General features: G+C 59.3%; 21 protein-coding genes. 19 read left to right on the plus strand and 2 right to left on the minus strand.

The genetic code is table 11. The features are described 5' to 3' along the window. Position 1: 1 nt before the first annotated feature. The 19 genes from era to hflX all read left to right on the plus strand — a co-directional run bounded on the left by era (position 2) and on the right by hflX (position 23,381). Positions 2-1,069, plus strand: a complete 1,068-nt coding sequence (era, locus tag DXC99_RS02525; RefSeq protein WP_187362360.1) for a GTPase Era — start codon at positions 2-4, stop codon at positions 1,067-1,069. 15 nt (positions 1,070-1,084) lie between these two features. Beyond that, on the plus strand, positions 1,085-1,834 hold the full coding sequence (gene recO / locus DXC99_RS02530) for a DNA repair protein RecO (RefSeq protein ID WP_117629181.1): 750 nt from the start codon (positions 1,085-1,087) through the stop codon (positions 1,832-1,834). A 138-nt stretch (positions 1,835-1,972) separates the two neighbouring features. Beyond that, on the plus strand, positions 1,973-2,251 hold the full coding sequence (gene rpsO, locus DXC99_RS02535; protein ID WP_035138510.1) for a 30S ribosomal protein S15: 279 nt from the start codon (positions 1,973-1,975) through the stop codon (positions 2,249-2,251). A 149-nt stretch (positions 2,252-2,400) separates the two neighbouring features. Beyond that, positions 2,401-4,647 carry a polyribonucleotide nucleotidyltransferase gene (locus DXC99_RS02540; RefSeq protein ID WP_117583200.1) on the plus strand — a complete coding sequence of 749 codons (2,247 nt, stop codon included), beginning with the start codon at positions 2,401-2,403 and terminating at the stop codon, positions 4,645-4,647. 639 nt (positions 4,648-5,286) lie between these two features. Next, the gene (locus tag DXC99_RS02545; RefSeq protein WP_006235967.1) at positions 5,287-6,957 is read left to right on the plus strand and encodes a ribonuclease J; all 1,671 of its coding nucleotides are present in this window, start codon (positions 5,287-5,289) and stop codon (positions 6,955-6,957) included. 1 nt (position 6,958) lies between these two features. Further along, positions 6,959-9,739: a DNA translocase FtsK gene (locus DXC99_RS02550; protein WP_233503785.1), complete on the plus strand. Its 2,781-nt coding sequence runs from the start codon at positions 6,959-6,961 to the stop codon at positions 9,737-9,739. Then, on the plus strand, positions 9,739-11,250 hold the full coding sequence (locus DXC99_RS02555; RefSeq protein ID WP_117583198.1) for a helix-turn-helix transcriptional regulator: 1,512 nt from the start codon (positions 9,739-9,741) through the stop codon (positions 11,248-11,250). Before DXC99_RS02550 ends, DXC99_RS02555 begins: the two co-directional genes overlap by 1 nt. 26 nt (positions 11,251-11,276) lie before the next feature. After that, on the plus strand, positions 11,277-11,774 hold the full coding sequence (locus tag DXC99_RS02560) for a YajQ family cyclic di-GMP-binding protein (RefSeq protein WP_117583197.1): 498 nt from the start codon (positions 11,277-11,279) through the stop codon (positions 11,772-11,774). Positions 11,775-11,800: 26 nt separating this feature from the next. Continuing rightward, entirely contained in the window at positions 11,801-13,150 is a 1,350-nt protein-coding gene (gene rimO, locus DXC99_RS02565) for a 30S ribosomal protein S12 methylthiotransferase RimO (protein ID WP_117583196.1), read from the plus strand. A 99-nt stretch (positions 13,151-13,249) separates the two neighbouring features. Then, a complete protein-coding gene (gene pgsA, locus DXC99_RS02570) occupies positions 13,250-13,798 on the plus strand; it encodes a CDP-diacylglycerol--glycerol-3-phosphate 3-phosphatidyltransferase (RefSeq protein WP_229071689.1) in 549 nt (182 codons plus the stop codon). Between the two features lie 12 nt (positions 13,799-13,810). Beyond that, on the plus strand, positions 13,811-14,341 hold the full coding sequence (locus tag DXC99_RS02575; RefSeq protein WP_117583194.1) for a CinA family protein: 531 nt from the start codon (positions 13,811-13,813) through the stop codon (positions 14,339-14,341). A 257-nt stretch (positions 14,342-14,598) separates the two neighbouring features. Continuing rightward, entirely contained in the window at positions 14,599-15,747 is a 1,149-nt protein-coding gene (gene recA / locus DXC99_RS02580) for a recombinase RecA (protein WP_022094695.1), read from the plus strand. Positions 15,748-15,758: 11 nt separating this feature from the next. Further along, a complete protein-coding gene (locus DXC99_RS02585) occupies positions 15,759-16,451 on the plus strand; it encodes a regulatory protein RecX (RefSeq protein WP_117583193.1) in 693 nt (230 codons plus the stop codon). Positions 16,452-16,708: 257 nt separating this feature from the next. Next, on the plus strand, positions 16,709-18,259 hold the full coding sequence (gene rny / locus DXC99_RS02590; RefSeq protein ID WP_117629182.1) for a ribonuclease Y: 1,551 nt from the start codon (positions 16,709-16,711) through the stop codon (positions 18,257-18,259). Position 18,260: 1 nt separating this feature from the next. Next, complete coding sequence (locus tag DXC99_RS02595; RefSeq protein WP_117629183.1) at positions 18,261-19,346, plus strand: ATP-binding protein; 1,086 nt, start codon at positions 18,261-18,263, stop codon at positions 19,344-19,346. Between the two features lie 74 nt (positions 19,347-19,420). Then, positions 19,421-19,738 carry a stage V sporulation protein S gene (locus DXC99_RS02600; protein WP_006235982.1) on the plus strand — a complete coding sequence of 106 codons (318 nt, stop codon included), beginning with the start codon at positions 19,421-19,423 and terminating at the stop codon, positions 19,736-19,738. Between the two features lie 45 nt (positions 19,739-19,783). Continuing rightward, positions 19,784-21,154 (plus strand): tRNA (N6-isopentenyl adenosine(37)-C2)-methylthiotransferase MiaB, encoded by a 1,371-nt coding sequence (gene miaB, locus DXC99_RS02605; protein WP_117583190.1) that lies wholly within the window; start codon positions 19,784-19,786, stop codon positions 21,152-21,154. Further along, positions 21,154-22,092: a tRNA (adenosine(37)-N6)-dimethylallyltransferase MiaA gene (gene miaA / locus DXC99_RS02610; RefSeq protein WP_117583189.1), complete on the plus strand. Its 939-nt coding sequence runs from the start codon at positions 21,154-21,156 to the stop codon at positions 22,090-22,092. The genes miaB and miaA overlap by 1 nt, the downstream gene beginning before the upstream one ends. Further along, the gene (gene hflX, locus DXC99_RS02615; protein WP_117583188.1) at positions 22,092-23,381 is read left to right on the plus strand and encodes a GTPase HflX; all 1,290 of its coding nucleotides are present in this window, start codon (positions 22,092-22,094) and stop codon (positions 23,379-23,381) included. Before miaA ends, hflX begins: the two co-directional genes overlap by 1 nt. Here the strand turns inward: hflX and DXC99_RS02620 are convergent. Together DXC99_RS02620 and lexA are read right to left on the minus strand one after the other, a co-directional pair. After that, positions 23,366-24,016, minus strand: a complete 651-nt coding sequence (locus DXC99_RS02620) for a heparan-alpha-glucosaminide N-acetyltransferase (protein WP_233503784.1) — start codon at positions 24,014-24,016, stop codon at positions 23,366-23,368. The two genes, hflX and DXC99_RS02620, sit on opposite strands and share 16 nt — an antisense overlap. Positions 24,017-24,069: 53 nt before the next feature. Beyond that, positions 24,070-24,714, minus strand: coding sequence for a transcriptional repressor LexA (gene lexA / locus DXC99_RS02625; RefSeq protein ID WP_040359862.1), 645 nt, complete (start codon positions 24,712-24,714; stop codon positions 24,070-24,072). Positions 24,715-24,792 lie beyond the last annotated feature (78 nt).

Raw genomic sequence — 24,792 nt, forward strand, 5'->3', positions numbered from 1 at the left:
CATGTCCGACAATATGCAGTCTACCGATGAGATTTTGGACGACGAGTCCCCGGATGCTAAGGCGACCGAGGCCTATGAGGAAGTCGAGGAGTTCGACCCGTTTGAGGGCATGAGCGACGAGGAGCTCGACGCCCTGTGCGATGAGGACGACAGCCTCGCGGGCTTTGGCGACGTTGAGCCCGGTTTCCGCAGTGGCTTCGTGGCCTTGGTCGGCCGCCCCAACGCCGGTAAGTCAACGCTGCTCAACGCCTGCTATGGCAAAAAGGTCGCCATCACCTCGCCGGTGGCCCAGACGACCCGCCGCCGCATGCGCGCCGTCGTCAACCGACCCGGCTACCAGCTGGTCTTTGTCGATACCCCGGGTATCCACAAGCCCAAGGACGGTCTAGGGTCCGAGCTGAACAAGAGCGCGCTGTTCGAGCTGAACGATGTCGATGTTGTCGCGTTTTTGATTGATGCCACCAAACCGATCGGCAGGGGAGACGCCTGGGTTGCCGAGCGTGTCAAGAATGCCCGTTCCAAGAAGGTCCTGGTGCTCACCAAGGCCGATGAAGCCGACCCCGCACAGGTCATGGAGCAGCTTAAGGCCGCCCACGAGCTTATGGAATATGACGACGAGATCGTGACGTCGTCGGTCAAGAACTTTAACGTCGATGCCTTCATCGAGACCGTTGCGCACTTTTTGCCCGAGGGTCCGCGTTGGTTCCCCGAGGACATGGGTACCGACGCTTCCGACGAGACGCTCGTTGCCGAGTTTGTGCGCGAAAAGGTCTTGCGCCGCACCCGTGATGAGATTCCGCACTCCGTTGGCGTTATTTGCGATGCGCTCGAGCAGACCAAGAAGGTGCTGCGTGTGCACGCCACCATTTATGTCGAGCGTGAGGGCCAAAAGGGCATCATCATCGGCAAGGGCGGCGAGATGATCAAGCATATCGGTATCGACGCCCGTCGCGATCTTGAGCGCATCTTTGGCACGCAGGTCTTTTTGGAGTTGGACGTGAAGGTCAAGGCCGGTTGGCGCGACGACGAGGCTCAGATTCGCCGTTTTGGCTACAACGCCGAGGACTAAGGACGCGCAGCGCGCATGGCAGGCTCCCGGACATATCGCACGAAGGTGCTCGTGCTCGACAAGACCAAGCTCAAAGAGACCGACCTGATCTTGACGATGCTTGACGAGCGGGGGCGGCAGGTTCGTGCCGTGGCAAAGGGCGCCCGCAAACCCGGCGGACGCCTGGCTGCGCGCTGCGAGCTGTTCTGTACGGTAGATATGCTGCTCGCACATGGACGGTCACTCGACGTGGTTTCCCAGGCCGAGCTTATGGAGGCGCCGCTCGGCGTTGCGCCCGATTACGAGACGACCTGCGCCGCAAGCGCGATCGCCGAGGTCGCGCGCGTGTGCTCGTTCGAGGACGCCGAGGACCCGTTTACCTTTGCTATAACGCAGCGAGCGCTTGCCCTGGTGGGCAGCGGGCTCGACACGGCGCATATGGATCTACTTGTGGCGGCATATGTCTTTAAGCTGCTGTCGCACGTTGGCTATCGACCCGATTTTTCGGCCTGCGTGCTGTGCGGAGACCCCATGCTGTCGTATTTTTCGCCCCAGGCGGGCGGCCTCATGTGCGGGTCGTGCGCGTCGAGCGTTCCAGGTGCCGAACTGGTGTCGACCGGTGAGGCCGCATGGCTGCGCGCCCTCATGTCCATGACCTTCGATGCGCTTTTGGCCGAGCGAATCGACCCGCATACCGCAGCCTTTTTGCTGGGGCTTTCGCATGTTTGGGCTGCGACGCACACCGATCAGCGCCTCCGTGCGATGGAATTCATGTTGGGTCGGTGATGATGCGCAGGCGCGGGCTGCTTGTGGTAACATACCGACCTGTTGGTACCTCGACCTTGGTTGCTCGCTCCACCGGCGGCTTCCCAGTCCGAGGCGAATCGAGTCGCCCGATGGCGACGCAAAAAGAAAGGTGAAACAATGACTGTTTCCAAAGAGCGCAAGGCGGAGCTGACTGCCCAGTTCGGTAACACCCCGGTCGACACCGGCAACCCCAAGGTTCAGGTCGCCATCCTGTCCGAGCGCATCAAGGAGCTGACCGAGCATATGAAGTCCCATCAGAAGGACTTCCACACCCGTCGTGGTCTGCTCATGCTCGTCGGTCGTCGTCGTCGTCTTCTCTCCTACATCAAGAAGAACGACATCGTCGAGTACCGTGAGCTCATCAAGGCTCTGGGCATCCGCGACAACATCCAGTAGGATTTGTACATGCTAAGAGCGTCCTGCGCAGCGGGGCGCTCTTTTTGTGTAAGGGCGCGAACAATCACGCTCTGAAGCGTGGCGGGGGCAGGGGGTCCGCGTCACATGAGAAGCCCGCAGGCAAGGGGCCTGTGGGGTAAAGGAGAACAATGACACTCGTATCCAAGACCTTTGAGCTGTACGGCAAGACCTACACCTTTGAGTCGGGCGAGCTTGCCAAGCAGGCCACCGGCGCCTGCCTGGTCAAGCAGGGCGACACCACGATGCTCGATACCGTGGTCGTCTCCAAGGAGCGCAAGAACTATGACTTCTTCCCGCTGACCGTCGACTTCAACGAGAAGATGTACGCTGCCGGCCGCATCCCGGGTGGCTACCTCAAGCGTGAGGGCCGTCCCAGCGAGAAGGCCACGCTCACCGCGCGCATGATCGACCGTCCGATTCGCCCGAGCTTCCCGGACGGCTTCCGCAACGAGGTGCACATCGTCGCTACCTCGCTTGTCGCCGACCAGGTCAACCCCTTTGACGTCATCAACGTCATGGGTGCTTCCCTGGCCATGACGCTCGGCGGCGTGCCCTTCGAGGGTCCGCTTGCCTGTGTACGCATCGGCCGCAACGTGGAGACCGGCGAGTTTATCGTCAACCCCACTTATGAGGAGCGCGAGAACTCCGACCTGGACCTGGAGCTGGGCGGCTCTGCCGACTTCATCTCGATGGTCGAGGCCGGCGCCGAGGAGATCTCCGAGGACGACATGCTCGCCGCTATGAAGTTTGGCCAGGAGGCCCTCGCTGCTTTCTGCCAGGCTCAGGATGAGTTCGTCGCCGAGTGGGAGCAGGTCAACGGCCCCATCGTCAAGAAGGAGTACCCGCTCGACCAGCCCGTCGAGGAGGTCCAGGAGCGCATCTTCGCCCACTACGACGAGATGGCAGCCGCCTTGCGCGACGCCGACAAGCTCTCCCGTATCGGCAAGGTCGAGGCTCTGAAGGAGTCCATCCGCGCCGAGTTCACCGAGGAGGAGCAGGCTGCTTGGGAGCGCGAGATCCCCGTGGCGCTCAAGAAGCTCGAGAAGAAGGCCATGCGCACTATGGTCGTCGAGACCGGCGAGCGCGTCGACGGCCGTGCCGCCGACGAGATCCGTCCCATCATGGTGAAGGACAACTACCTGCCGCTCGTTCACGGCTCCGGTCTGTTCCAGCGCGGCCAGACCCAGGTGCTCTCCGTCCTGTCGCTCGGCATGCTCAACGAGGGCCAGCGTCTGGATACCATCGAGCCCACCGAGGGTAAGCGCTACATGCACCACTACAACTTCCCGCCGTTCTGCACCGGCGAGACCGGCCGCATGGGCAGCCCCAAGCGTCGCGAGATCGGTCACGGCAATCTGGCAGAGCGCGCTCTGCTTCCGGTGCTTCCCGACGAGAACGAGTTCCCCTACGCCATCCGCGTCGTCTCCGAGGTCATGGAGTCCAACGGCTCCTCTTCGATGGCTTCGACCTGCGGCTCCACGCTCGCCCTTATGGACGGCGGCGTGCCCATTAAGCGCCCGGTCTCCGGTATCGCCATGGGCCTGATCCAGGAGGAGGGTAAGACCGTGGTCCTGTCCGACATCCAGGGTCTCGAGGACTTCCTGGGCGACATGGACTTTAAGGTCACCGGCACCACCGAGGGCATCACCGCCCTGCAGATGGACAACAAGGCCACCGGCCTCACCTTCGACATCCTGGCCCGCGCCCTGCAGCAGGCCAAGGAGGGTCGCGCCTTCATCCTGCAGAAGATGCTCGATGTGATCCCCGAGCCGCGCCACACCACACGCAGCACCGCTCCGCGCATCGTCTCCATCCAGGTCCCGACCGACAAGATCCGCGACGTCATCGGTTCCGGCGGTAAGGTCATCCGCGGTATTCAGGACGAGACCGGCGCTTCGGTCGACATCCAGGAGGACGGCACCGTCTTTGTCGGCGGCACCGGCGAGTCCGTGGACCAGGCCGTCGAGCGCATCAAGCTCATCATCAAGGTTCCCGAGCCGGGCGAGGAGTACACCGGTCGCGTGGTCTCCATCCAGCCCTTCGGCGCCTTCGTCAACCTGCTGCCCGGTAAGGACGGCCTGCTGCACATCTCCCGCGTCGCCAAGGGCCGCGTGGAGAAGGTCGAGGACGTCCTCAATGTGGGCGACGAGGTCAAGGTCGTCGTCATCGAAGTCGATGACCGCGGCAAGATTTCGCTCGATCGTCTGGATAAGCCCGAGGCCCCGGCTCGCGCCGAGGGTTCCTCCGAGGGCGACGGCGAGCACTTCCAGCGCCGTGAGCGTCCGCGTCGCGAGCGTTCCGAGCGCAGCGACCGTCCGCGCCGTCCCGGTGACAACGGAGGCCGCAAGCCCCGCCGTCACCACGACGCCGAGTAACAGCCGTACATAAGCAGCTCATGCAAGGGCGACTCCTAAGGGGTCGCCCTTTTGTTTGCGCCCGGGAGGGCCGCATATGAAGTTTCCTGCTCTACAGTCCTGCGCAAGACGGAAAGCACATTAAGTGCTTTCCTTTGCGTGCGGAACTCGCGATAAACTTCATATGCGCCCCTCCCGGTCGCAAGCAAAAGGGCTGGTTAGTGCCGCTCGCTATTTAGCTAGACAGTCTATTCAGTAGTCAGATTTCAGATCTGTAGATAGCCGCAGCAGCATCTTCCCAGATAAAACCGACCAAAACAAACCTGTCCCTTTTTGGCAGGTTTCCCGTGGGGCGGGCGCTGATGAAGTTTATCGCGAGTTCCGCACGAACAGGAGGCCACTTAATGTGGCCTCCGTCGTGAGCAGGACTGTAGAGCAGGAAACTTCATCAGCGCCCGCCCCACGGGAAACCGGCGGGATAGACCAGTTCAGATGGGGCTTTGATGCATGGGTGGTCTGTTGTTGTGCAAATGGGTATCATACTGTGGTTATTGCATCGACTCTGCGATGCATATTTGTACGTTCCCGACGGTCGGTTTGCCAGAAGCGCCCCGTCGGTTGTTTCAGACCCGTTTCGAAGAAAGGAAACAACACTAACCTATGGCAGCTAAAAAATCATCTCCCTTGAAGATCATCCCGCTCGGCGGCCTTGACGGCATCGGCAAGAACATGACGGTCTTCGAGTGCGGCGACGACATGGTGCTCGTCGACGCCGGCCTCATGTTCCCGGATGACTCCCAGCCCGGTATCGACCTGGTGCTTCCCGACTACACCTATGTTTTGGAGAACGAGGAAAAGCTCCGCGGTATCGTCGTCACCCACGGCCACGAGGACCACACCGGTTCGCTTCCGTATCTGCTGCAGGACCTCAACAACAAGGTGCCCATCTTTTCGAGCAAGCTGACGCTTGGCTTTATCGAGGGTAAGCTTTCTGAGTTCCGCATCCGCGCACCCAAGTTCCGCGAGGTCAAGGGCGGCAGCCATGTCAACCTCGGCGGCATCTCGCTCGACTTCTTCTCGATGACGCACTCCATCCCCGGCGCTCTGGGCGTGTTCATCCGCACCAATCAGGGCACCGTTATGCACACCGGCGACTTTAAGCTCGACCAGACGCCCATCGACGGCGTCACGCCCGACTATGCCGCTATCAGCCGCTTTGCCAAGCAGGGCATCGACCTGTTGCTGTCCGACTCCACCAATGCCACGGTTCCCGGCTTTACCAAGTCCGAGGCCGAGGTTGGTCCCAACCTGCTACATGCCATCAAGAACGCCCCGGGTCGCGTGTTCGTCGCTTCGTTCTCGAGCCATATCCATCGTTTGCAGCAGATCTGCGATGCCGCCCGCAAGTGCGGTCGTAAGGTCGTTGTGACCGGTCGTTCCATGCTCACCAACACCCGCGTCGCGCGCGAGCTGGGCTACCTCAACATCGACGATGCCGATATCATCGATGCCTTCGATATCGATAACCTGCCCGACGACAAGATCGTCGTCATGTGCACCGGTTCGCAGGGCGAGCCGCTGTCGGCCCTGTCCCGCATGGCCAATGGCGAGCACAAGACGCTCTCTATCCACGAGGGCGATACCGTCATCCTCTCGGCAACTCCCGTTCCCGGCAACGAGAAAGCCGTCCAGCAGGTCGTCAACAGCCTGGCCAAGCTCGGCTGCGACGTGTGGGATAAGAACCGCGCTCTTGTCCACGTCTCGGGCCACGGTAGCCAGGAGGAGCTCAAGCTCCTGATGGCCATGGCCAAGCCCACGTACTTTATGCCGGTTCACGGTGAGGCCGTGCATCTGCGCGCCCATGCCCAGCTTGCCCGCAAGATGGGCATCAAGGACGATCATATCTTTATCCTCGATAACGGCGACACGCTCGAGATGCGCGGCGGTATCGTCAAGCGCGGTACGCCCGTCGAGTCCGGCGTCGTCTACGTCGACGGCCTTCGTATCGGCGATACCGACCCCATCGTCTTGCGCGATCGTCAGAAGCTCGCCAATGACGGTATGGTTACCGCTGTTGCCATCGTCTCGCTTAAACACAAGAAGATCGAGGCCATCGAGTTCTCGGGCCGCGGCGTCTCGTTTGCCATCGACGACCAGTTCTCTGAGGATGCCTCCGCGTCCATCATGAAGACGATCGAGAAGGGCAAGTTCAGCTTTACGAGCAGCGGTTCCGATGCCATTCGCAAGGCCGTGCGCGACTCACTCTCTAACTTTATCTGGAGCCGTACGCGCACTCGTCCGATGATCATCCCGGTCGTCATGGAGGTTTAGTTTGGCGCGCGGATCTGCACAAAACGCCAAAGGCAATAAAGCCAACAACCAACCGGCATCTGCTAAGGGTGCCGGTTCCCATCTTCGTGCCAATAAAGGTCACGAGGCCGACTTCGACGATTTTGAGCCCCTGGTCGAGCCTTCGGCCAACCGCGATATCGCCGGCGTGGTCATTGCCGTTTTGGCGATTGCGTCCTTCATTGCCGTGATTTCGCCGGCGACCGCACCCGTTACGGCTGCGGTTGCCGGTTTCTACCACCTGGGCTTTGGTCTGGGCGCCTACGTGCTGCCGATTGTCATTTTGCTGTTTGCCGCCACGCTCTTTTTAGGCGAGGATTCGCCGCTCAACGTGCGCTCTGTTGCGGGCGGTGCCGTGGTCTTTATCGCCGTCGTCTCCATTCTTTCGCTGATGGTGCCGGGTACGAGCGACTCGTGCGACCTTATGTTCACGCTGCAAAACCTGTCCGCCTCGGGTGGCTACATCGGTGCGTTTATTGCGAGTGCATTGCAGAATGCCCTGGGTAAGCCTATCGCAATGGTGGTCCTATTGGGTCTGGCCGTCGTTGGCTTTGTCATCATCGGCTTTTCGGTGGGCGGCGTTTTGCGCTCTGCCCGCGACCGTGCGGCCGATTTTGCCGAGCGCCGTCGTGCCGACGTCAACGCGAGTCCGTGGGGTGACGACGAAGCCCTGTCGGTGCCCGGCGTTGCCCGTCCGCACCTGAGCATTCTTCGTCAAAAGGGCTCCGATATGGCCGTGACCACGGTGATGGGCAACGATGATGACCTGGTTTTGGACGATGACGACGAGGACGAGGATCCGTTTGTCGACGTGTCCGATGCCGTGGAGGCCGAGCGCGCCAAGACGACGCTGCTGCCGCGCCGTCATGCCAAGAAGAGCAAGACGGCTCCCAAGCTCAATACGAGTGAACCCGACCCGTCTTGGTCCGAGAGCGAGATTGAGCTTACCGAGGGCGATGACGAGGACGACGAGGCTCCGATCGAGACTGCCAAGACGACCTTGCTGCCGCGTCGCCATGCCAGGCGCGGCCAGGTGACCGGCCAGCTTTCGATGGAGGACGATCCGGACAAGGTCGACGAGTCCGAGCCGCCGTTTGCCGTGAATCCCGTCTCGGCCGCCCCTCAAATTCCTGATTTCCTCAAGCATCCCAAGGTTGCCGATGCGTCTGTTGCGAGCGCTGCCGAGGCGTCTACTTCGAGCGATGGGGGAGCGGACAATGCCCCCGCGGATAACGAGGGCGAAGAAGAGGACGGCCTTAAGCTTCCGCCGCTCGAAATCCTGCATGCAAACCCTCAGTCCGCTTCTGCCGCATCTTCGGACAAGGAGCTGGAACAGACCGCCGAGTCGCTGCAGTCCACGCTGCTTGAGTTTGGCCGTAGCGCTCGCGTTGTCGGCTGGATTGCCGGCCCCACGGTGACGACTTTTAAGCTGCAGCCCGGCGAGGGTGAGCGCGTGAGCAAGATTTCGAGCCTTGAGGACGACATCGCGCTGTCGCTTGCTGCTCAGTCCGTGCGTATCTTTGCCCCGATTCCCGGCACCTCGCTCGTGGGTATCGAGATCCCCAATCGCAAGCGTCAGAACGTCAACTTGGGCGACGTGCTGCCCTATGTTAAGGGCGGTCCGCTTGAGCTTGCCATCGGCCGCGACGCCGAGGGCACGCCGGTCGTCGCCGACCTCGCCAAGATGCCCCACCTGCTGATCGCCGGTACCACGGGTTCCGGTAAGTCGGTCATGATCAACTCCATCATCACGACCCTGCTCATGCGCGCGCTCCCCGAGGACGTTCGCTTGATCATGGTCGACCCCAAGCGCGTCGAGCTCGCAGGCTATAACGGCCTGCCGCATCTTTACGTGCCCGTAGTGACCGAGCCCAAGCAGGCCGCGAGCGCCTTGCAGTGGGCGGTGTCCGAAATGGAGCGCCGCCTGAAGGTCTTCGAGCGCCTGAACGTGCGCAAGATCTCGACCTATAACGAAAAGCAGGCCGCCGGCGAGTTTGAGCATTACGATAACCCGCCGCAAAAGATGCCCTACCTGGTCATCATCATCGACGAGCTTTCGGACCTGATGATGGTCGCCGGCAAGGACGTCGAGGCCTCGATTGTGCGTATCGCCCAGCTGGGCCGTGCCGCCGGTATCCACCTTATCGTGGCGACCCAGCGTCCGAGCTCTAACGTGGTGACGGGCCTCATCAAGGCAAACATTACCAACCGTATCGCCTTCAACGTCGCAACGGGCATCGACTCCCGCGTCATCATTGACCAGATGGGTGCCGAAAAGCTCACCGGCTTGGGTGACATGCTGTTCTCAAAGGTCGACTGGGGCAAGCCCCGCCGCATCCAGGGCTGCTTTGTTTCGGATGACGAGATCAACGAGATTGTCGAGTTCGTTAAGTCGCAAAGCGAGCCCGACTACCATGAGGAGATCCTGTCGGCTGTGGCACCTGCCTCCATGTCCATGGCAGGTGGCGGCGGCATCGTGCGAACCGGCGTTGCCGAGCCTCAGGACGACGATCCGCTTATCTGGGAAGCCGCTCATATTGTGGTGGAATCGCAGCTGGGCTCCACATCTGGCCTGCAACGCCGCCTGAAGGTTGGCTATGCGCGCGCCGGGCGTATTATGGACATGCTGGAAGAAAAGGGTGTCGTCGGACCGCCCGACGGTTCCAAGCCGCGCGAGGTTCTGCTGGATGAAGAAGGCCTTGCCACGCTGGAATCCGTCGACGCCGAGATGGCACGTGAAGATCGTGAGTTTGGAGGATTCTGATGGCTGCACGCTTTGGTGACATGCTGCTCGAGCAGCGTCGCCGAATGGGCCTTTCCATTCAGCAGGTCGCCAACACCATCAAAATCAGGCCGCAGATCATCGAGTTTTTCGAGAATGGCAATTTTGCATCGATGCCTCCGCGCGGCTATGCGCAGGGCATGATTTCGAGCTATGCGCGCTTTTTGGGCCTCAATCCGCGGGAGGTCGTCAACGCTTATTTTGACGATCTGATGGCATATGAGCGCGAGACGTCGCAGCAGGGCGGTCGTTTTCAGGACGCCGCCGGCTACGTCAATTCGCGTTCCTCGGTCGACAACGGCCGCTTCCTGATGGTTCAGGGCGGGCGTTCGACGCGTTATGGCCAGCGCCCTCAGCAGGCTGGCTATGTTACCGAAACGGGCTCGAGCGAGGAGATTCGTTCCCAGCGCGATCGTTTTCGCAGCACGCCGGCGCCCGAGGAGCGCGCACTCCCCGCTGCCCGCGGTGTCGCACGTGACCCTCGTGCCGGCTACGGCGATGGTGGTTATTCCGATCGCGGTTGCCGTGGTGTCTCTACCGGACGCTCTCGCGGTGGCTATGCGGACGCCGATGCCACGCAGGTGACGCCGCGTCTTCGCTCTCAATCACAGCCGTATGACCAGCGCTCTTCGGCTCCGCGTTCGGGCCAGCGTGGCTATCAAGGCCGCGGTGAACTTGCGCCCCGCTCGGGTCAGCGCAGCCTTCAGGGCCAGGGCGGCTATCGCGGCCGTTCCGATAGCAATCGCGGTCGTATGCCTCAGGGAGGCGGCCGCAGCAGTTCCGGTCGTGGACGCGGCGGATCCCGTACTCCTCAAAACAACGGGCTCGATCCGCGTATCGTCTACGCCGGCATCGGCGCCGTGGCATTGCTGCTGATTGTGCTCATCGTGGTGCTTCTGCGCGGCTGCGCATCTTCGACGCCCGAGACCACGCCCGAGACGCCCGCTGCCACCAAGACGACGACTAAGAAGTCTTCTAAGAAGACCGAAACGGTCGACGAGGACGAAGACACCGATGAGGCGACGGATGAGTCGACTGATTCGGACGCTACCAAGACGACGGCCAAGAAGGAAGAGAGCGAGGTCACGAAGGTCAAGGTCTCCGTTGCCAAGGGAAAGACCGCGTGGATTGAGGTCAAGGTCGACGGCAAGTCGGTCTATGGCGCCCAGGCGACTGGCCCCTTTGAGCAGGAGTATACGCCCGAGTCCTCGATCGAGATCACCACGTCCAAGCCTTCCGATGTCACCGTTACCAAGAACGGTGAAAAGGTCCGTTACGATACCAAGACCTCGGGCGTGGCGCGCGTGACGATCACCGTTCCCAAGAAGGAGACGTCTGATTCCGAGAATGGTGAAAGTTCTGATGGTACCGACACCACCGATGGTACCGATACCACCGACGGTACCGATGCCCAGTCCACGGATGGCGCCGATACCGCAACTGACGGTCAGACACCCACCGATTCTACCGACAATTCGTACGATAGCTACTAGGCCGCTCGTACGCGAAAGGAAACATCATGGCTAAAGATTCAAGCTTCGACGTCGTGTCCGAGGTCAATATGCAGGAGGTCGACAATGCCTTCCAGCAGACCACGCGCGAGATTTCCCAGCGCTATGACCTCAAGGACTCCGGCGCCACCATCGAGCTTTCGAAGGGCGACAAACTCTTTACGATCAACGCCCCGGCCGACTTTGTCTCCAAGCAGATCATCGATGTCCTGAGCTCCAAGCTCATCAAGCGTGGCATCGATCTTAAGGCTGTGTCCTGGGATGCGCCTCAGGCTGCCTCGGGCGGCACCGTGCGCGTGCTCGGTCACATCGTCGAGGGTATCGACCAGACGACTGCCAAGAAGATCAATAAGGACATTAAGGATCAGAAGCTCAAGGTCAAGGTGACGATTGAGGCCGACAAACTGCGTGTTTCCTCTGCTTCCAAGGATGCGCTGCAGGCCGTGATCCAGTTCCTGCGCGACCAGGACTACGGTCAGCCGCTGCAGTTCACCAACTACCGCTAATTCATTCGAAAGGACTGCTCTCCAACATGGATACACCGTTGGGCTCCGTGCTCTACATCACCCTCGGGTGCGCTAAGAACGAGGTTGACACCGACCGCATGCGTTCTCTTTTGACCGCCGCGGGCTACGAGGAGGCATTCGACCCGCAGGATGCCGATATCGCCATCGTCAATACATGCTCGTTCCTCGCCTCCGCAACGTCCGAGAGCATCGAGACCACGCTCGAGCTCGCCAACGAGGTTCAGGACGGCGTTCGTTCTTGCCCCATCGTCATGTGCGGCTGTGTGCCGTCGCGCTATGGCGACGATCTGCCCGATGAGCTGCCCGAGGTCGCTGCCTTTGTGAAGGCCGACGAGGAGGATGGCATCGTGGCGGTCATCGATGGCGTGCTGGGCGTCGAGCGCGAGATTGCCGTCTATATTCCGCAGGTCAAGCGCACCGTCGAGGGCGCTGTCGCCTACGTCAAGATCTCCGATGGCTGCAACCGCTTCTGTAGCTTCTGCATGATCCCGTATATTCGCGGTCGCTATCATTCGCGCAATGCCGAGAGCATTATCTCCGAGGTGCGCGACCTGGTTGCCGGCGGTGTGCGCGAGATCGTGCTGATCGGCCAGGACACGGGTATTTGGGGCACCGACTTTGCTGACGAGGATGTCGCCGAGGGCTCGCCGCGCAATCTGGCGCAGCTGCTGCGTGCCGTCGCCGAGGCCGTGCGTCCGCACAACGTCTGGGTCCGTGTGCTCTACCTGCAGCCCGAGGGCATGACTGACGAGCTCATTGAGACCATTCGTGATACGCCCGAGGTGCTGCCCTATATCGATATCCCCGTGCAGCACTGCGACGCGCGCATCCTCAAGGCTATGCGCCGTTCTGGTTCGCGCCAGGAGCTCGAGGACCTGTTCCGCGATCTGCGTGAGCGCATCCCCGGCATCGTGATCCGTTCCACGGCCATGGTCGGCTTCCCGACCGAGACCGACGACGAGTTCCGCGACCTTATCGACTTTATGGACACCGTCGGCTTCGACTACACGAGCGTCTTTGCCTACTCGCAGGAGGAGGGCAGCCTGGCCGCCAAGATGGAGGGCCAGGTCGACGAAGAGGTCAAGCTCGAGCGCGCCCAGGAGGCCATGGACCTGGCCGAGTCGCTCGGTTTTGCTGCAACTGCCGCACATGTGGGCGAGCGCGCCCAGGTGATTGTCGACGGTATCGAAGAGACCGAAGACGGCGCCGAGCTGATCGGACATGCCTGGTTCCAGGCGCCTGATTCCGATGGCGCGGTGCATCTGGATGCCAGCGAGGCATCTGTGGGCGATATTCTGACGGTCGAGTTTACCGATAGCTTCTGCTATGAGCTTATCGGCCATGTTGTGGAGTAGGAGAGCGTCGTGGCAAACGAGAGCAATAAGGAACTGACGAGTGTTTGGACGCCCGCCAACATCGTGACGTGCGTTCGCATCGTCTTTATCCCGGTGTTCATGATCGTGTCGGCGCTTTCTCACACGAGTGTTGCCGGTACAGATTGGAGCACCTTCGACGGCCCGCTCGCCGCCGCTGCCTTCATTCTGTACGTCATCCTGTCGTGCACCGATAAGGTTGACGGCTACCTGGCGCGCTCGCGCAACGAGATTACCGACTTCGGTAAATTCTTGGACCCCATCGCCGACAAGCTGCTCGTATTCTCGGCCCTGCTGCTATTCTTGGACTTTGGTGCCGTGTCGGTTTGGTCCGTGTTCATCATCTTGTTCCGCGAGCTGCTGGTAAGCGCCCTGCGCATGGTCGCTAGTGCCGCCGGCGTTGTCGTTGCGGCCGATAAGCTCGGCAAGTACAAGACGGCGACCACGATGGTCTCCATCTGCGGTTACCTGTGCGTCTTTGCGATGGCCGGCTTGCACCTTGGCCCGCTGGCGCTGACGCTCGGCATCTACTCGGTGTCGCGTTTCCTGTACGCCGTTGCCGTTGTCCTGACCGTTATCTCGGGCGCCCAGTACTTCTGGAACTGCCGCAAGATCGTCTTTTCGGTCTAGGTCCTAGTGGGTATGACGGACTCTTTTGAGCAGATTTCCGCACATAACGAGGGGCTGGCGCGCGATATTGTCGAGCGCGCGAGCGCTCGGGGCGTGACGGTTTCGACGGCTGAGTCGCTGACAGCAGGTATGATCTCCTCGACGATTGCCGATATCCCGGGCGCCTCGGCGGTGCTGCGTGGCGGTGCGGTGACCTACTGCGATGAGATCAAGCATCGCGTTTTGGGTGTTGATCAGGAGACGCTCGACCGCTATACCGCGGTGTCGCATCAGACCGCGCGCGAGATGGCGGCGGGTTCGCTGGAGCTGTACCAGAGCGATATTGCAGTGAGCGCAACGGGTTATGCCGGCCCCGGCGGTGGCACTGAGGACGATCCGGCTGGCACTTTCTATATTGGCTGGGCGTATCGCGCGGCTGATGGGGAAGTGCCGGTCGTGGACTCTGTGCGCTGCCACTATGAGGGCGACCGTTCGTGTGTTCGTGCCCATGCGGTCGCGGAGGCATTGGGACGCATTGCCCTTGTGCTCAACTCTATGGAATAGACGTGTTTTAAGGGGCCTTAGGGCCCCTTAATTGTGGAGATAGGGACCTCTGACAAATTCAGCGTTTTTGCTGGTCATAGGTTTATTTTCGCCTTCCTTGCTTATATTTGGCCCTATGTGGTCAAGCATTTGGTCAGTATTTGGTCGGCGTTTGGTTGGGTTTTGGAAAGACTGCCTGCATATGATTTATCTGAACGGTTGACCACGAACAGCCGTTCGTTTATTATCGATGCAGGTTGTTAAGAGGAGGGCTTTTCATGGCCAAGAATTCAGGTCCCGTACGTACCGTTCATGCTCGCACGACGGGTAAAGAGCGCGATGAGATGATCGCCACCACCAAGGCCGAGATCGAGAAGAAGTTCGGTCAAGGCTCCATCATGAGGTACGGCGACGGTGGCCCCGAGCTCGAGGTCGAGGCCATCCCTACGGGCGCTCTGGCACTCGATGCCGCTCTGGGTATCGGCGGTGTGCCGCGCGGCCGCATCGTCGAGATTTACGGTCCTGAGTCCTCCGGTAAGACGACGCTTTCGCTTGAGATCCTGGCCGAGGCCCAGGCAATGGGTGGCGTGGTGGCATTTATCGATGCCGAGCACGCGCTCGATCCCACGTATGCCGCGCGCATTGGCGTGGATATCGACGAGGTACTGATTTCCCAGCCTGATACGGGTGAGCAGGCGCTCGAGATTGTTGACATGCTCGTGCGTTCCGGCGCCATCGATGCCATCGTCGTCGACTCCGTCGCCGCGCTGACCCCGCGTGCCGAGATCGAGGGAGAGATCGGCGATACCACGGTCGGTTTGCAAGCTCGCCTGATGAGTCAGGCGCTCCGCAAGCTCGCCGGCTCGCTGTCCAAGTCCAACACGACATGCATCTTCATTAACCAGCTGCGAGAGAAGATCGGCGTCATGTTCGGCAACCCCGAGACCACGACGGGCGGCCGCGCCCTTAAGTTCTTCTCTTCGGTGCGTATCGACATTCGCCGCATCGACAGCATTAAGCTTAAGGATGAGGTTATCGGTAACCGCGTGCGCGCCAAGGTCGTTAAGAACAAGGTGGCAGCTCCGTTCCGTTCTGCTGAGTTCGACATCATGTACGGTACGGGCATCTCTAAGGAGGGCTCGATTCTGGACATGGCTGTCGAGTGCGGCATCTGCAAGAAGATGGGCTCCTGGTTTGCCTATGGCGAGGACAAGCTCGGCAACGGTCGCGAGGCCGCCAAGGCGTTCCTGCGCGAACACCCTGATTGCGCCGACGAGATTGAGCATAAGGTCCGCCTTGCCTGCGGGCTTGAGTTTGACGACGATGCTCCATCCGAGGTCGAGCTGACCGATCAGCCTGCGCCTGAGGAGTTTGACGAGCTTTACGCCATCGATGGTTCCGCCATGCTCGATGATGACGACGAGTAGCGGTTACGCTCATGTCGTATACGGTGACCGAGGCCACGGTCGTCTTTCCCGATAAGAAGGCGGCCTCCTCGTTCTCGAACGGGTATGCGTCCAAAAAGCCTTGCGCACATATCGATTGTGAGCTTGAGGGCGGTTTTGAGCGGTCCATTTGGATTCCCGTGCGGGTCGCGCGCCTGTATGTCAAAAACCGCCCCGATCTTCCCTGTGATTGGGACAACTTTCGTGAGGCGGTGCAGCTCGTCGAGCGTAAATGTGCACTTACCATGGTGACCGAGATGTTATCGCGCCGCGACCATGCGACGGGCGAGGTCCGTGACAAGCTGGCTCGCTACGGCTTTCACCAGACCGCGATCGATTTCGCCGTCGAGCGCGCCACCGAGTATCGCTTTTTAGACGAGAACCGCTTTTGCTCGTACTTTATCGAGGAGCGCAAGCGGCGCGGTTGGGGACAGCGCAAAATCGAGACCGAGCTCAAGCGCCGTCATGTCGTGCTCGATGACATTCCCGGTTATCCCGAGGATTATTTTGCCGTCGAAGACGATTTGGCGCGTGCGTCAGCCCTGCTCGCCAAGCGGCGTGTCCCAGAGACGCGCGGATTCGAAAAACTGGTTCGGTTTTTGATGGGCAAGGGCTTCTCGTATCATATCGCCGCCGATGCCGTTAAGGCACGTCTCGATGCCGAACGTGAGGAATGTGCGGTTTAGGCGTATGCGTTTTGTGGCCCTGCCGTTCACCGCGTTTTAGCCGCCGTGCTGGGGCCATTTATTTGACAGTTGTTGTGGTTCAACGTACGATAAACAATGTCATTTGCTTTGTGATATGTGCTCATCTGTAATGAGTTTGTTTATATGTTTATCTGTATCCGACCCGCATAAGCTGCGCCCATATTACTCAAATGTCGCGAGCCGTTCGTAAGGACGGTTCGCTTTGTTGTGTAACGAATCCATAAAAAGGAGTGAGCATGCCTATCATCGCAGCGCTCGTTGGCATCATTTTGGGTGCCATCGCCGCCATTGCCTACATGCGCACCGCCAAGCAGGGTAGTCTTCACGAGGCCGACGAAAAAATCCAGTCGGCACACGCACAGGCTGAGTCCCTGATCGGTGATGCTAAGCGTCAGGCCGAGACCCTCAAAAAAGAGGCTCTGCTCGAGGCTAAAGAGGAGATCATCAAGAACAAGCAGGCCGCTGAGGCCGAGGACAAGCAGCGTAAGAACGAGATTCGTACGCTCGAGAACCGCGTGATGCAGCGCGAGGAATCCCTCGATCGCCGCAACGACGCTCTCGACAAGCGCGAGCATCAGCTGTCCAGCCAGGCCGGTCAGGTCGAGAAGCGCTCCCGTGAGCTCGAGGAGCTCTGCGCAAAGCAGACCTCCGAGCTCGAGCGTATCGCCGACCTTACCCGCGAGGACGCCCACAAGGAGCTCCTCGATAAGGTTCGCGGCGAGGTCACCCACGAGGCCGCCACGATCATTCGCGAGTCCGAGCAGCAGGTTCGCGCCGAGTGCCACAAGACCGCCCAGGAGATTCTGTCTCTGGCGATTCAGCGCTGCGCTGCCGATCACACTGCCGAGGTCACCGTTACCTCCGTGCACATTCCCTCTGATGACCTCAAGGGCCGTATCATCGGTCGCGAGGGTCGCAACATCCGGACCTTCGAGCAGGTTTCCGGCGTCAACCTCGTGATCGACGACACGCCCGAGACCGTCGTTCTTTCGAGCTTCGACCCGGTCCGTCGTGAGACCGCCCGTGTCGCCCTCGAGAACCTCATCGCCGACGGCCGCATTCACCCTGCCCGTATCGAGGAGATGTATCACAAGGCTGCCGACCTGGTTCAGCAGCGCGTGCGCGAGGCTGGCGAGCAGGCTGCCTTCGATACCGGCATCCACGATCTGCACCCCGAGATCGTCAAGACCCTTGGTGCCCTGCGCTACCGTACCTCGTTTGGTCAGAACGTGCTTCAGCATTCCCTCGAGGTCTCTGATCTGTGCGGCGTGATGGCTTCCGAGCTTGGCCTGGACGTTGTGACCGCCAAGCGCGCCGGCCTGCTTCATGACCTGGGCAAGGCAATCGACCACGACGTCGAGGGCCCGCATGCCGTCATCGGCGCCGAGCTTGCCCGCCGTTATGGCGAGAAGCCCGTTATCGTCCACGCTATTGAGGCTCACCATGCCGATGTCGACCCCAACACGGTGCTCGATGTCCTGGTGCAGGCCGCCGATGCTGTCTCTGCCTCTCGCCCCGGTGCCCGTCGCGAGTCTGCCGAGAACTACATCAAGCGTCTTGAGAAGCTCGAGGAGATCGCCAACTCCCATGACGGCGTCGAACGTACCTATGCCATGCAGGCCGGTCGCGAGGTCCACGTCATGGTCCAGCCGGACAAGATCTCCGATGCCCAGTCCACGGTCCTGGCTCACGATATCGCCCATCAGATCGAGGAAGAGATGGAGTATCCCGGTCAGGTGCGCGTCGTCGTGATTCGCGAGAGCCGCGCTGTCGATATCGCTAAATAACATGAGCGACGCGAACGAGCTCATCTCATTTATCGCGTCGATGTCGGGGGAGGGCAACCTTCGCGTCGAGGAGAACCTTGGCGAGGGGTATGTCCGCCTCCGCGTTTCGGAGGCCGAGCGGCGCCAGGCTAAGCACGACATTCAGCATGTCGAGGACATCGTCATCGAAATGCTCCGTAATGCTCGCGATGCCGGCGCCGACAAGGTCTATCTCGCCACGACCAAGGAAGATGGCGTCCGCACGCTTGTCTTTCTGGATAACGGTTCTGGCGTTCCGCAGGATATGCAAGAGCGAATCTTTGATGCCCGCGTTACCTCCAAGCTCGAGAGCATGAAGATGGACCGTTGGGGCGTTCACGGTCGTGGCATGGCATTGTTTTCGATCAAGCAGAACACCGACGAGGCCCGTGTGGTCACGTCCGGCGTCGATCTTGGTTCAGCCTTCAAGGTGAGCGTTGCGGCCGACCGCCTCAGTGAGCGTGCCGATCAGTCCAGCTGGCCCCAGGCCGTCAAGGATGAGGACGGACGTTATGTCTGCGCTCGCGGTCCACATAATATTATTCGCGCTGCTTGTGAGTTTGCGCTCGAGGAGTTGCGTGGTTGCGATGTCTATCTCGGTTCTCCGTCTGAGATTGCCGCGACCCTTTATGCTCAAGCGTCAAGTCGGCTCGATACGTCTCGTCTCCTGTTCATTGATGACGAGAGCGAGCTTCCGGTTGTCGATCGTTTAGGCCTTGCTTCTGATGCCGAGGACTTTATCCGTATTTGTTCGGGTTTGGGTCTTGAGATGTCCGAGCGCACGGCCCATCGCATTTTGGCAGGGCAGATTAAGCCCGTTCGCGGTGTGACCGCGCGTCTGCTGCGCGAGCGTGAATCGTCCTCGCATGCGCCGGCTCCTGTCGATCTCGCGAAGGATCGTCGCGGGCTACGTATTGCCAAGGATGACATGGCACAGTTTTCGCGCGCTGTGGAACGCGACTTTAATGACCTTGCCACCCGGTACTATCTCAACCTTTGCGGCGACCCAAAGATCCGTGTTTCGCGTGATCGAATCACCGTGACCTTTGATCTTGCCAAAGAGGAATAGTGCCTTTACCGAGTCCACTCGGTACGATACAGTTATTGCAGTTAAAACGTACTTTTAAATGCAGGAGTTTCTTCATGGATTGCCTGAAGGTATCAAGCAAATCATCGCCCGCGTCCGTTGCCGGCGCCATCGCCGGCATGGTCAAGGATGGTGTACCCGTCAACATCCAGTGTGTCGGCGCCGGTGCCGTCAACCAGGCTATTAAGGCCGTTGCTATCGCGCGCGGTTTTTTGATTCCAACCGGTTTTGATATTTCCTGCGCGCCCGTGTTCTCCGACATCCTCATTAACGGGGAGTCGCGCACGGCCATCCGCCTTTCTATCTACGTTCACCAGATCAATCGAGCTGCTATGGATAACGTCGTCATGGATGATGTTAAGCCTGTGGCATAGCTTCTGCTTGCCTTGTTTCGCTCCCCATCGTTAGGACTTATGCACATGGACCAGCGTTCCGTACGCGATATTCTTGCCGGTAAAACCTACTTTATCCGCACCTTTGGCTGCCAGATGAATCAGCACGACTCCGAGCGTGTGAGCGGTCTGCTTGATTCGTATGGCTGCCTCATGGCGTTCGATCCCGCGCATGCCGATATCGTTGTCTTCATGACGTGCTGCGTGCGCGAGGCCGCCGATACTCGCCTGTACGGTCAGTGCAATTCCTGCAAAAGCCTGCCGCCTTCGCCTTCGGGCAAGCGCGTGGTTGCCGTTGGCGGTTGCATCGCGCAGCGCGATGGCGAGGGCCTGCTCACCAACGTCGATAACGTCAATGTCATCTTTGGCACGCATTCCATTGCACATGTGGCCGAGCTCATTGCCGAGGCGTTCCTTGATGGTAAGCGTCATATCCGCACCAATGAGCATGAGGATACGGACGCCATGAGCATGCCGTGGCATCGCGAGACCCAGTATCACGCCTGGGTGCCCATCATGACAGGCTGCAATAATTTCTGCACCTATTGCATCGTGCCGTACGTACGCGGTCGCGAAAAGAGCCGCCCCTTCGAGGAGATTGTCGACGAGGTGACCGGTCTGGTGCGCCAGGGCGTGCGTGAGATTACGCTGCTGGGCCAAAACGTTAACTCATATGGTCGCGATCTGTTTGGCAAGCCGCGTTTTGCCGATTTGCTGCGTGCCGTGGGCGATACGGGCGTGGAGCGCATCTTCTTTACGTCTTCGCATCCTAAGGACCTGCTGCCCGAGACCATCGACGCCATGGCCGAGACACCTGCCGTAATGCCGCAACTGCACCTGGCCGTCCAGTCAGGTTCGACGCGGATCCTCAAAGAGATGAATCGCCGTTATACACGCGAGGACTATCTGGGCCTGGTCGATCGCATTCGCAACCGCATGCCCGATATCGCGCTCTCGACCGACATTATCGTTGGCTTCCCGGGCGAGACTGAAGAAGACTTTGAGCAGACGCTCTCACTTGCCGAGACGGTCCGCTATGCTCAGGCCTATACCTTCATCTATTCCAAGCGCGCCGGTACCCCGGCCGCCGAGATTGACGATCCTACGCCGCATGAGGTTATTCTCGAGCGTTTCAATCGCCTGGTTAAGGTTATCGAGACCACGGCACACGAGTATAACCAGGGTGAGCTTCATACTGTGGTTCCCGCGCTCATTGAGGGAACGAGTAAAAAGAACGATGCGGTCCTGCTGGGCAAGAGTCCCAAGAATCAGACCGTGCATGCGCCTATCCCCGAGGGTTACAGCATCGATCAGCTTGTTGGCAAGATCGTTGATGTTAACGTTGACGTTGCCAAGACCTGGTATTTGTCCGGTTCCGTTGTGGGCGAGCCGCGCTAATGGTTTCTCCCGGGGCAGGCCTTTCCGCCGTTGCGATCGTCGGTCCGACAGCGGTTGGTAAGAGTGATGTTGCCGACCGTTTGGCAGCTCGTCTTTCGTCCGAAGTGCTGTCGTGCGATGCGATGCAAATCTATCGCGGCATGGACATCGGTACCGCAAAGATGGCGCCCGATGAGTGTACGGCGCCGCTGCGTCTCGTCGACATTGTAGAGCCGGGTGTAGCATATTCTGCTGCGCTTTATCAGGCTGACGCTCGCGCGCATGTTGAACGTCTCCTTGGTTCGGGTTGCCTGCCGGTTTTTTGCGGAGGTACGGGGCTGTATCTCAAGGCTGCCCTTGATGAGATGGACTTTCCCTCGGGTGAACTTGAGGACGATCGCCGTGCGGGCTATCAGGAGCTTGCCGAGCGTATTGGCGAGGAAGAACTGCATGCCCTGCTTGCCGAGCGCGATCCAGAATCGGCTGCTGTTATTCATCCCCATAACGTGCGCCGTGTGATTCGTGCGCTCGAGATGCATGATGATGGTATCTCCTATGCACAACAAAAAAGTCAGTTTAGTGTTCCGCGCGAGCATTATCATGCCCTATGGTTTGGTCTGACGCGTAATCGCGAGGTGCTCTACGAGCGCATTAATCTGCGCGTCGATCTGATGTTTGAGCAGGGTCTTGTCGATGAGGTCCGCGGTCTTATGGCCCAGGGTCTGGGAGATGCCCTGACGTCGATGCAGGCAATTGGCTATAAAGAGATCATTGATGCTTTCAATGGCGTGATGAGCATGGATGAGGCCCGCGAACTCATTAAGATGCGTTCGCGTCGTTATGCCAAGCGTCAGCTTTCGTGGTTTAAGCGCGATGACCGTATCGTGTGGTTTGATATGGATGAATGTACGATCGATGAGGTCGTTGAGGATATCCTGCATCGTATTGAGGCTGCCTAATGGCCCGTTTCCCCCTTGTTCCCACGGCACCCGAGCCCGAGCGTGCCATTTTAGTTGGTGTTGAGTGGCGCGACAATGCATGGCCGCTCGATCGCTCGCTTGATGAGCTGGAGCGTCTTGCTCACACAGCTGGTGCCCGGTGCGTGGCACGCTTGTCGCAGCGTTTGGTAAAGCCGTATCCTAAATCGTTTATCGGTTCCGGTAAGGTTGAAGAGCTGTGCGGCCTGGTGCATCGCATGGATGCCGATGTCGTTATTTTTGACGACGACCTGACCCCCTCGCAGCAATCCTATTTGGAGAAAGCCGTGGGCGAGCCGGTAAAGATTATCGATCGTACAGCACTGATCCTGGATATCTTTGGCCTGCATGCTCAGACGCGTGAGGGACGCCTGCAGGTACAGCTGGCACAGCTTCAATATTTGTTGCCTCGCCTGCGTGGCATGTGGAGCCATCTCGCCAAGGAGCAGACGCGCGGCGGCATCGGCTCACGTTTTGGTCAGGGCGAAAGTCAGCTCGAGGTCGACCGTCGCCTCATTCGTAATAAGATCACTGCGCTTCGTCGTGAGCTCAAGCAGGTTGAACAGCGTCGCGATGTCCAATCCAAGAGTCGCATTGAGTCACCGGCGTTTCGCGTCGCGTTAGCCGGTTATACCAATGCCGGTAAATCGACGTTACTCAATCGTCTGACCGGCTCTACGGTACTTTCGCAGGACAAGCTGTTTGCTACGCTCGACCCGACGACGCGTTCGTATCGTCTGCCCGGCGGTCGCGGCATGACGATTACCGATACCGTCGGCTTTATTCAAAAGCTGCCCCATGGTCTGGTCGATGCCTTTAAATCGACGCTGTCCGAGGTTTTGGGTGCCGATCTAATTCTCAAAGTCGTAGATGCGTCTGACGAGGACTATGAGCGGCAGCTGGAGGCTGTCGACCGCGTGCTTGATGAGATCGGCGCCGGAGAGCGTTTAACGCTGACCGTATTCAATAAAATCGATCTTCTCGATAGCGTCGATCGATTGAGTTTCCGTCGTCGCTATCCGGAGGCCGTTCTGTTCTCGGCCCAAACGGGCGAGGGCCTCGACGATCTCGTCGACCGGATTGCTCGCGAGGCAGCTGCCACCGATGTGTTGCTCTCCGCTGATATCCCGTATCGTGAGGGCGCTCTCATCACGCTGGTGCATGAGCAGGGAACCCTTCTGCATGAGGAATATCTCGAGGACGGCGTTCGCATTGTGGCGAAGTTGCCGGCTCGTATTGCACCGCGGCTCGAGCGTTATCGCACCGAGTAGACGAGCTCCAAAATGCCCAGAATGATGGGCTGATGCAGCAGATAAAAGGGGAGAGCGTGACGTCCAAGGCTGGCGAGCGCCGGCAGGGGGTTGGCGTAGGCCCAGCTAGGGACGGTCTTATCGATTCCCTGCGCTATGTGTGCGGCGAAGTATCCTGCAAGATACATAAAGATAAACGGGATGATGGGGTAGTAATCACCTGAGATAAACCCAGGGCTCGGAAATCCCAGCCACGCTAGGTAGGGGACAGGGTAGATCGTTTTGGGGATGCTCCAGGTGATTGCGAACAACATAAGGCATAGGGGCATGCCCCATCTCGCCGCTATCTTCTTAAGGACGGGATCGGTCAACGCTACGATGCCGGTGCATGCGGCCATGCAGTAGATGATGCCAAAATTAACCGAATCGTCGACTGAGACAAGTGTTGTTGCCAACCAGACAACGAGTGCTGCTAAGGCGTATTTGGCGGCACGTTTGATATTGTTGCGCGAAAGGGTGCACATCCAACCGGCGATAAACAAAAATACCCAGCTGATGCTGGCGCGCCAGATGTCTTGAAAGACTGACTGGGTAAACCAGGGTATATCCCAGCCGTACAGGTAGGCGAGATCATAGCAAGCGTGAAAACCTGCCATAGAAATCATCGTAAACCCGCGGACGGTATCAAATATGGTTATGCGTTTTTGCATTACGAGAACCGGCGCATCAAGCCGACGACTTTGCCCAGGATAACGGGATTCGTTGCATAAATAGGTTCCATGGTGTCGTTCTCGGGCTGCAAGCGCACACGCCCCTGCTCCTTGTAGAACGTCTTGACGGTCGCCGAACCATCAATCATGGCCACGACAATTTCGCCGTTCATGGCACTCTTTTGTTCACGGACGATGATGTAATCGCCATTGAAGATGCCGACATTGATCATTGAGCTCCCATGCACCTCAAGGATAAAGGAACCCTGATCAGTGGCGATTTCGGTCGGGATAGTAAACGTGTCTTCGATATTCTGCTCGGCCAGAATGGGAATCCCAGCCGCGACGCGACCAACGAGCGGTAGCGAGACCGTTCCGCGAGGTGCGGTGGGCTCGTCAGATTTAGAAATTGAGACAGAGGAACCATCCTCGTTAAAGAGTTCCAGGGCGCGCGGTTTGGTGGCATCGCGCTTGAGTAGCCCGCGCGCCTCCAGGGCAGAGAGATGGGCGTGCACGGTGCTGGGGGAGGAAAGGCCCACGGCAGAAGCCATCTCGCGCACGCTGGGCGGATAACCCTTCTCCTGCTGATATTCCTTGATGAAGTCGTAAATTTGCTGCTGACGCTTGGTAATTTTGCGAGCCATCAGGGCATCCTCTCTACCCATGTCAAACAAATGTTCGAATTTTGCTTGACAGGAACAACTGTTCGAAGATAATAATAA

Source organism: Collinsella sp. TF10-11AT, assembly GCF_003437565.1.
Classification (GTDB): Bacteria; Actinomycetota; Coriobacteriia; order Coriobacteriales; family Coriobacteriaceae; genus Collinsella.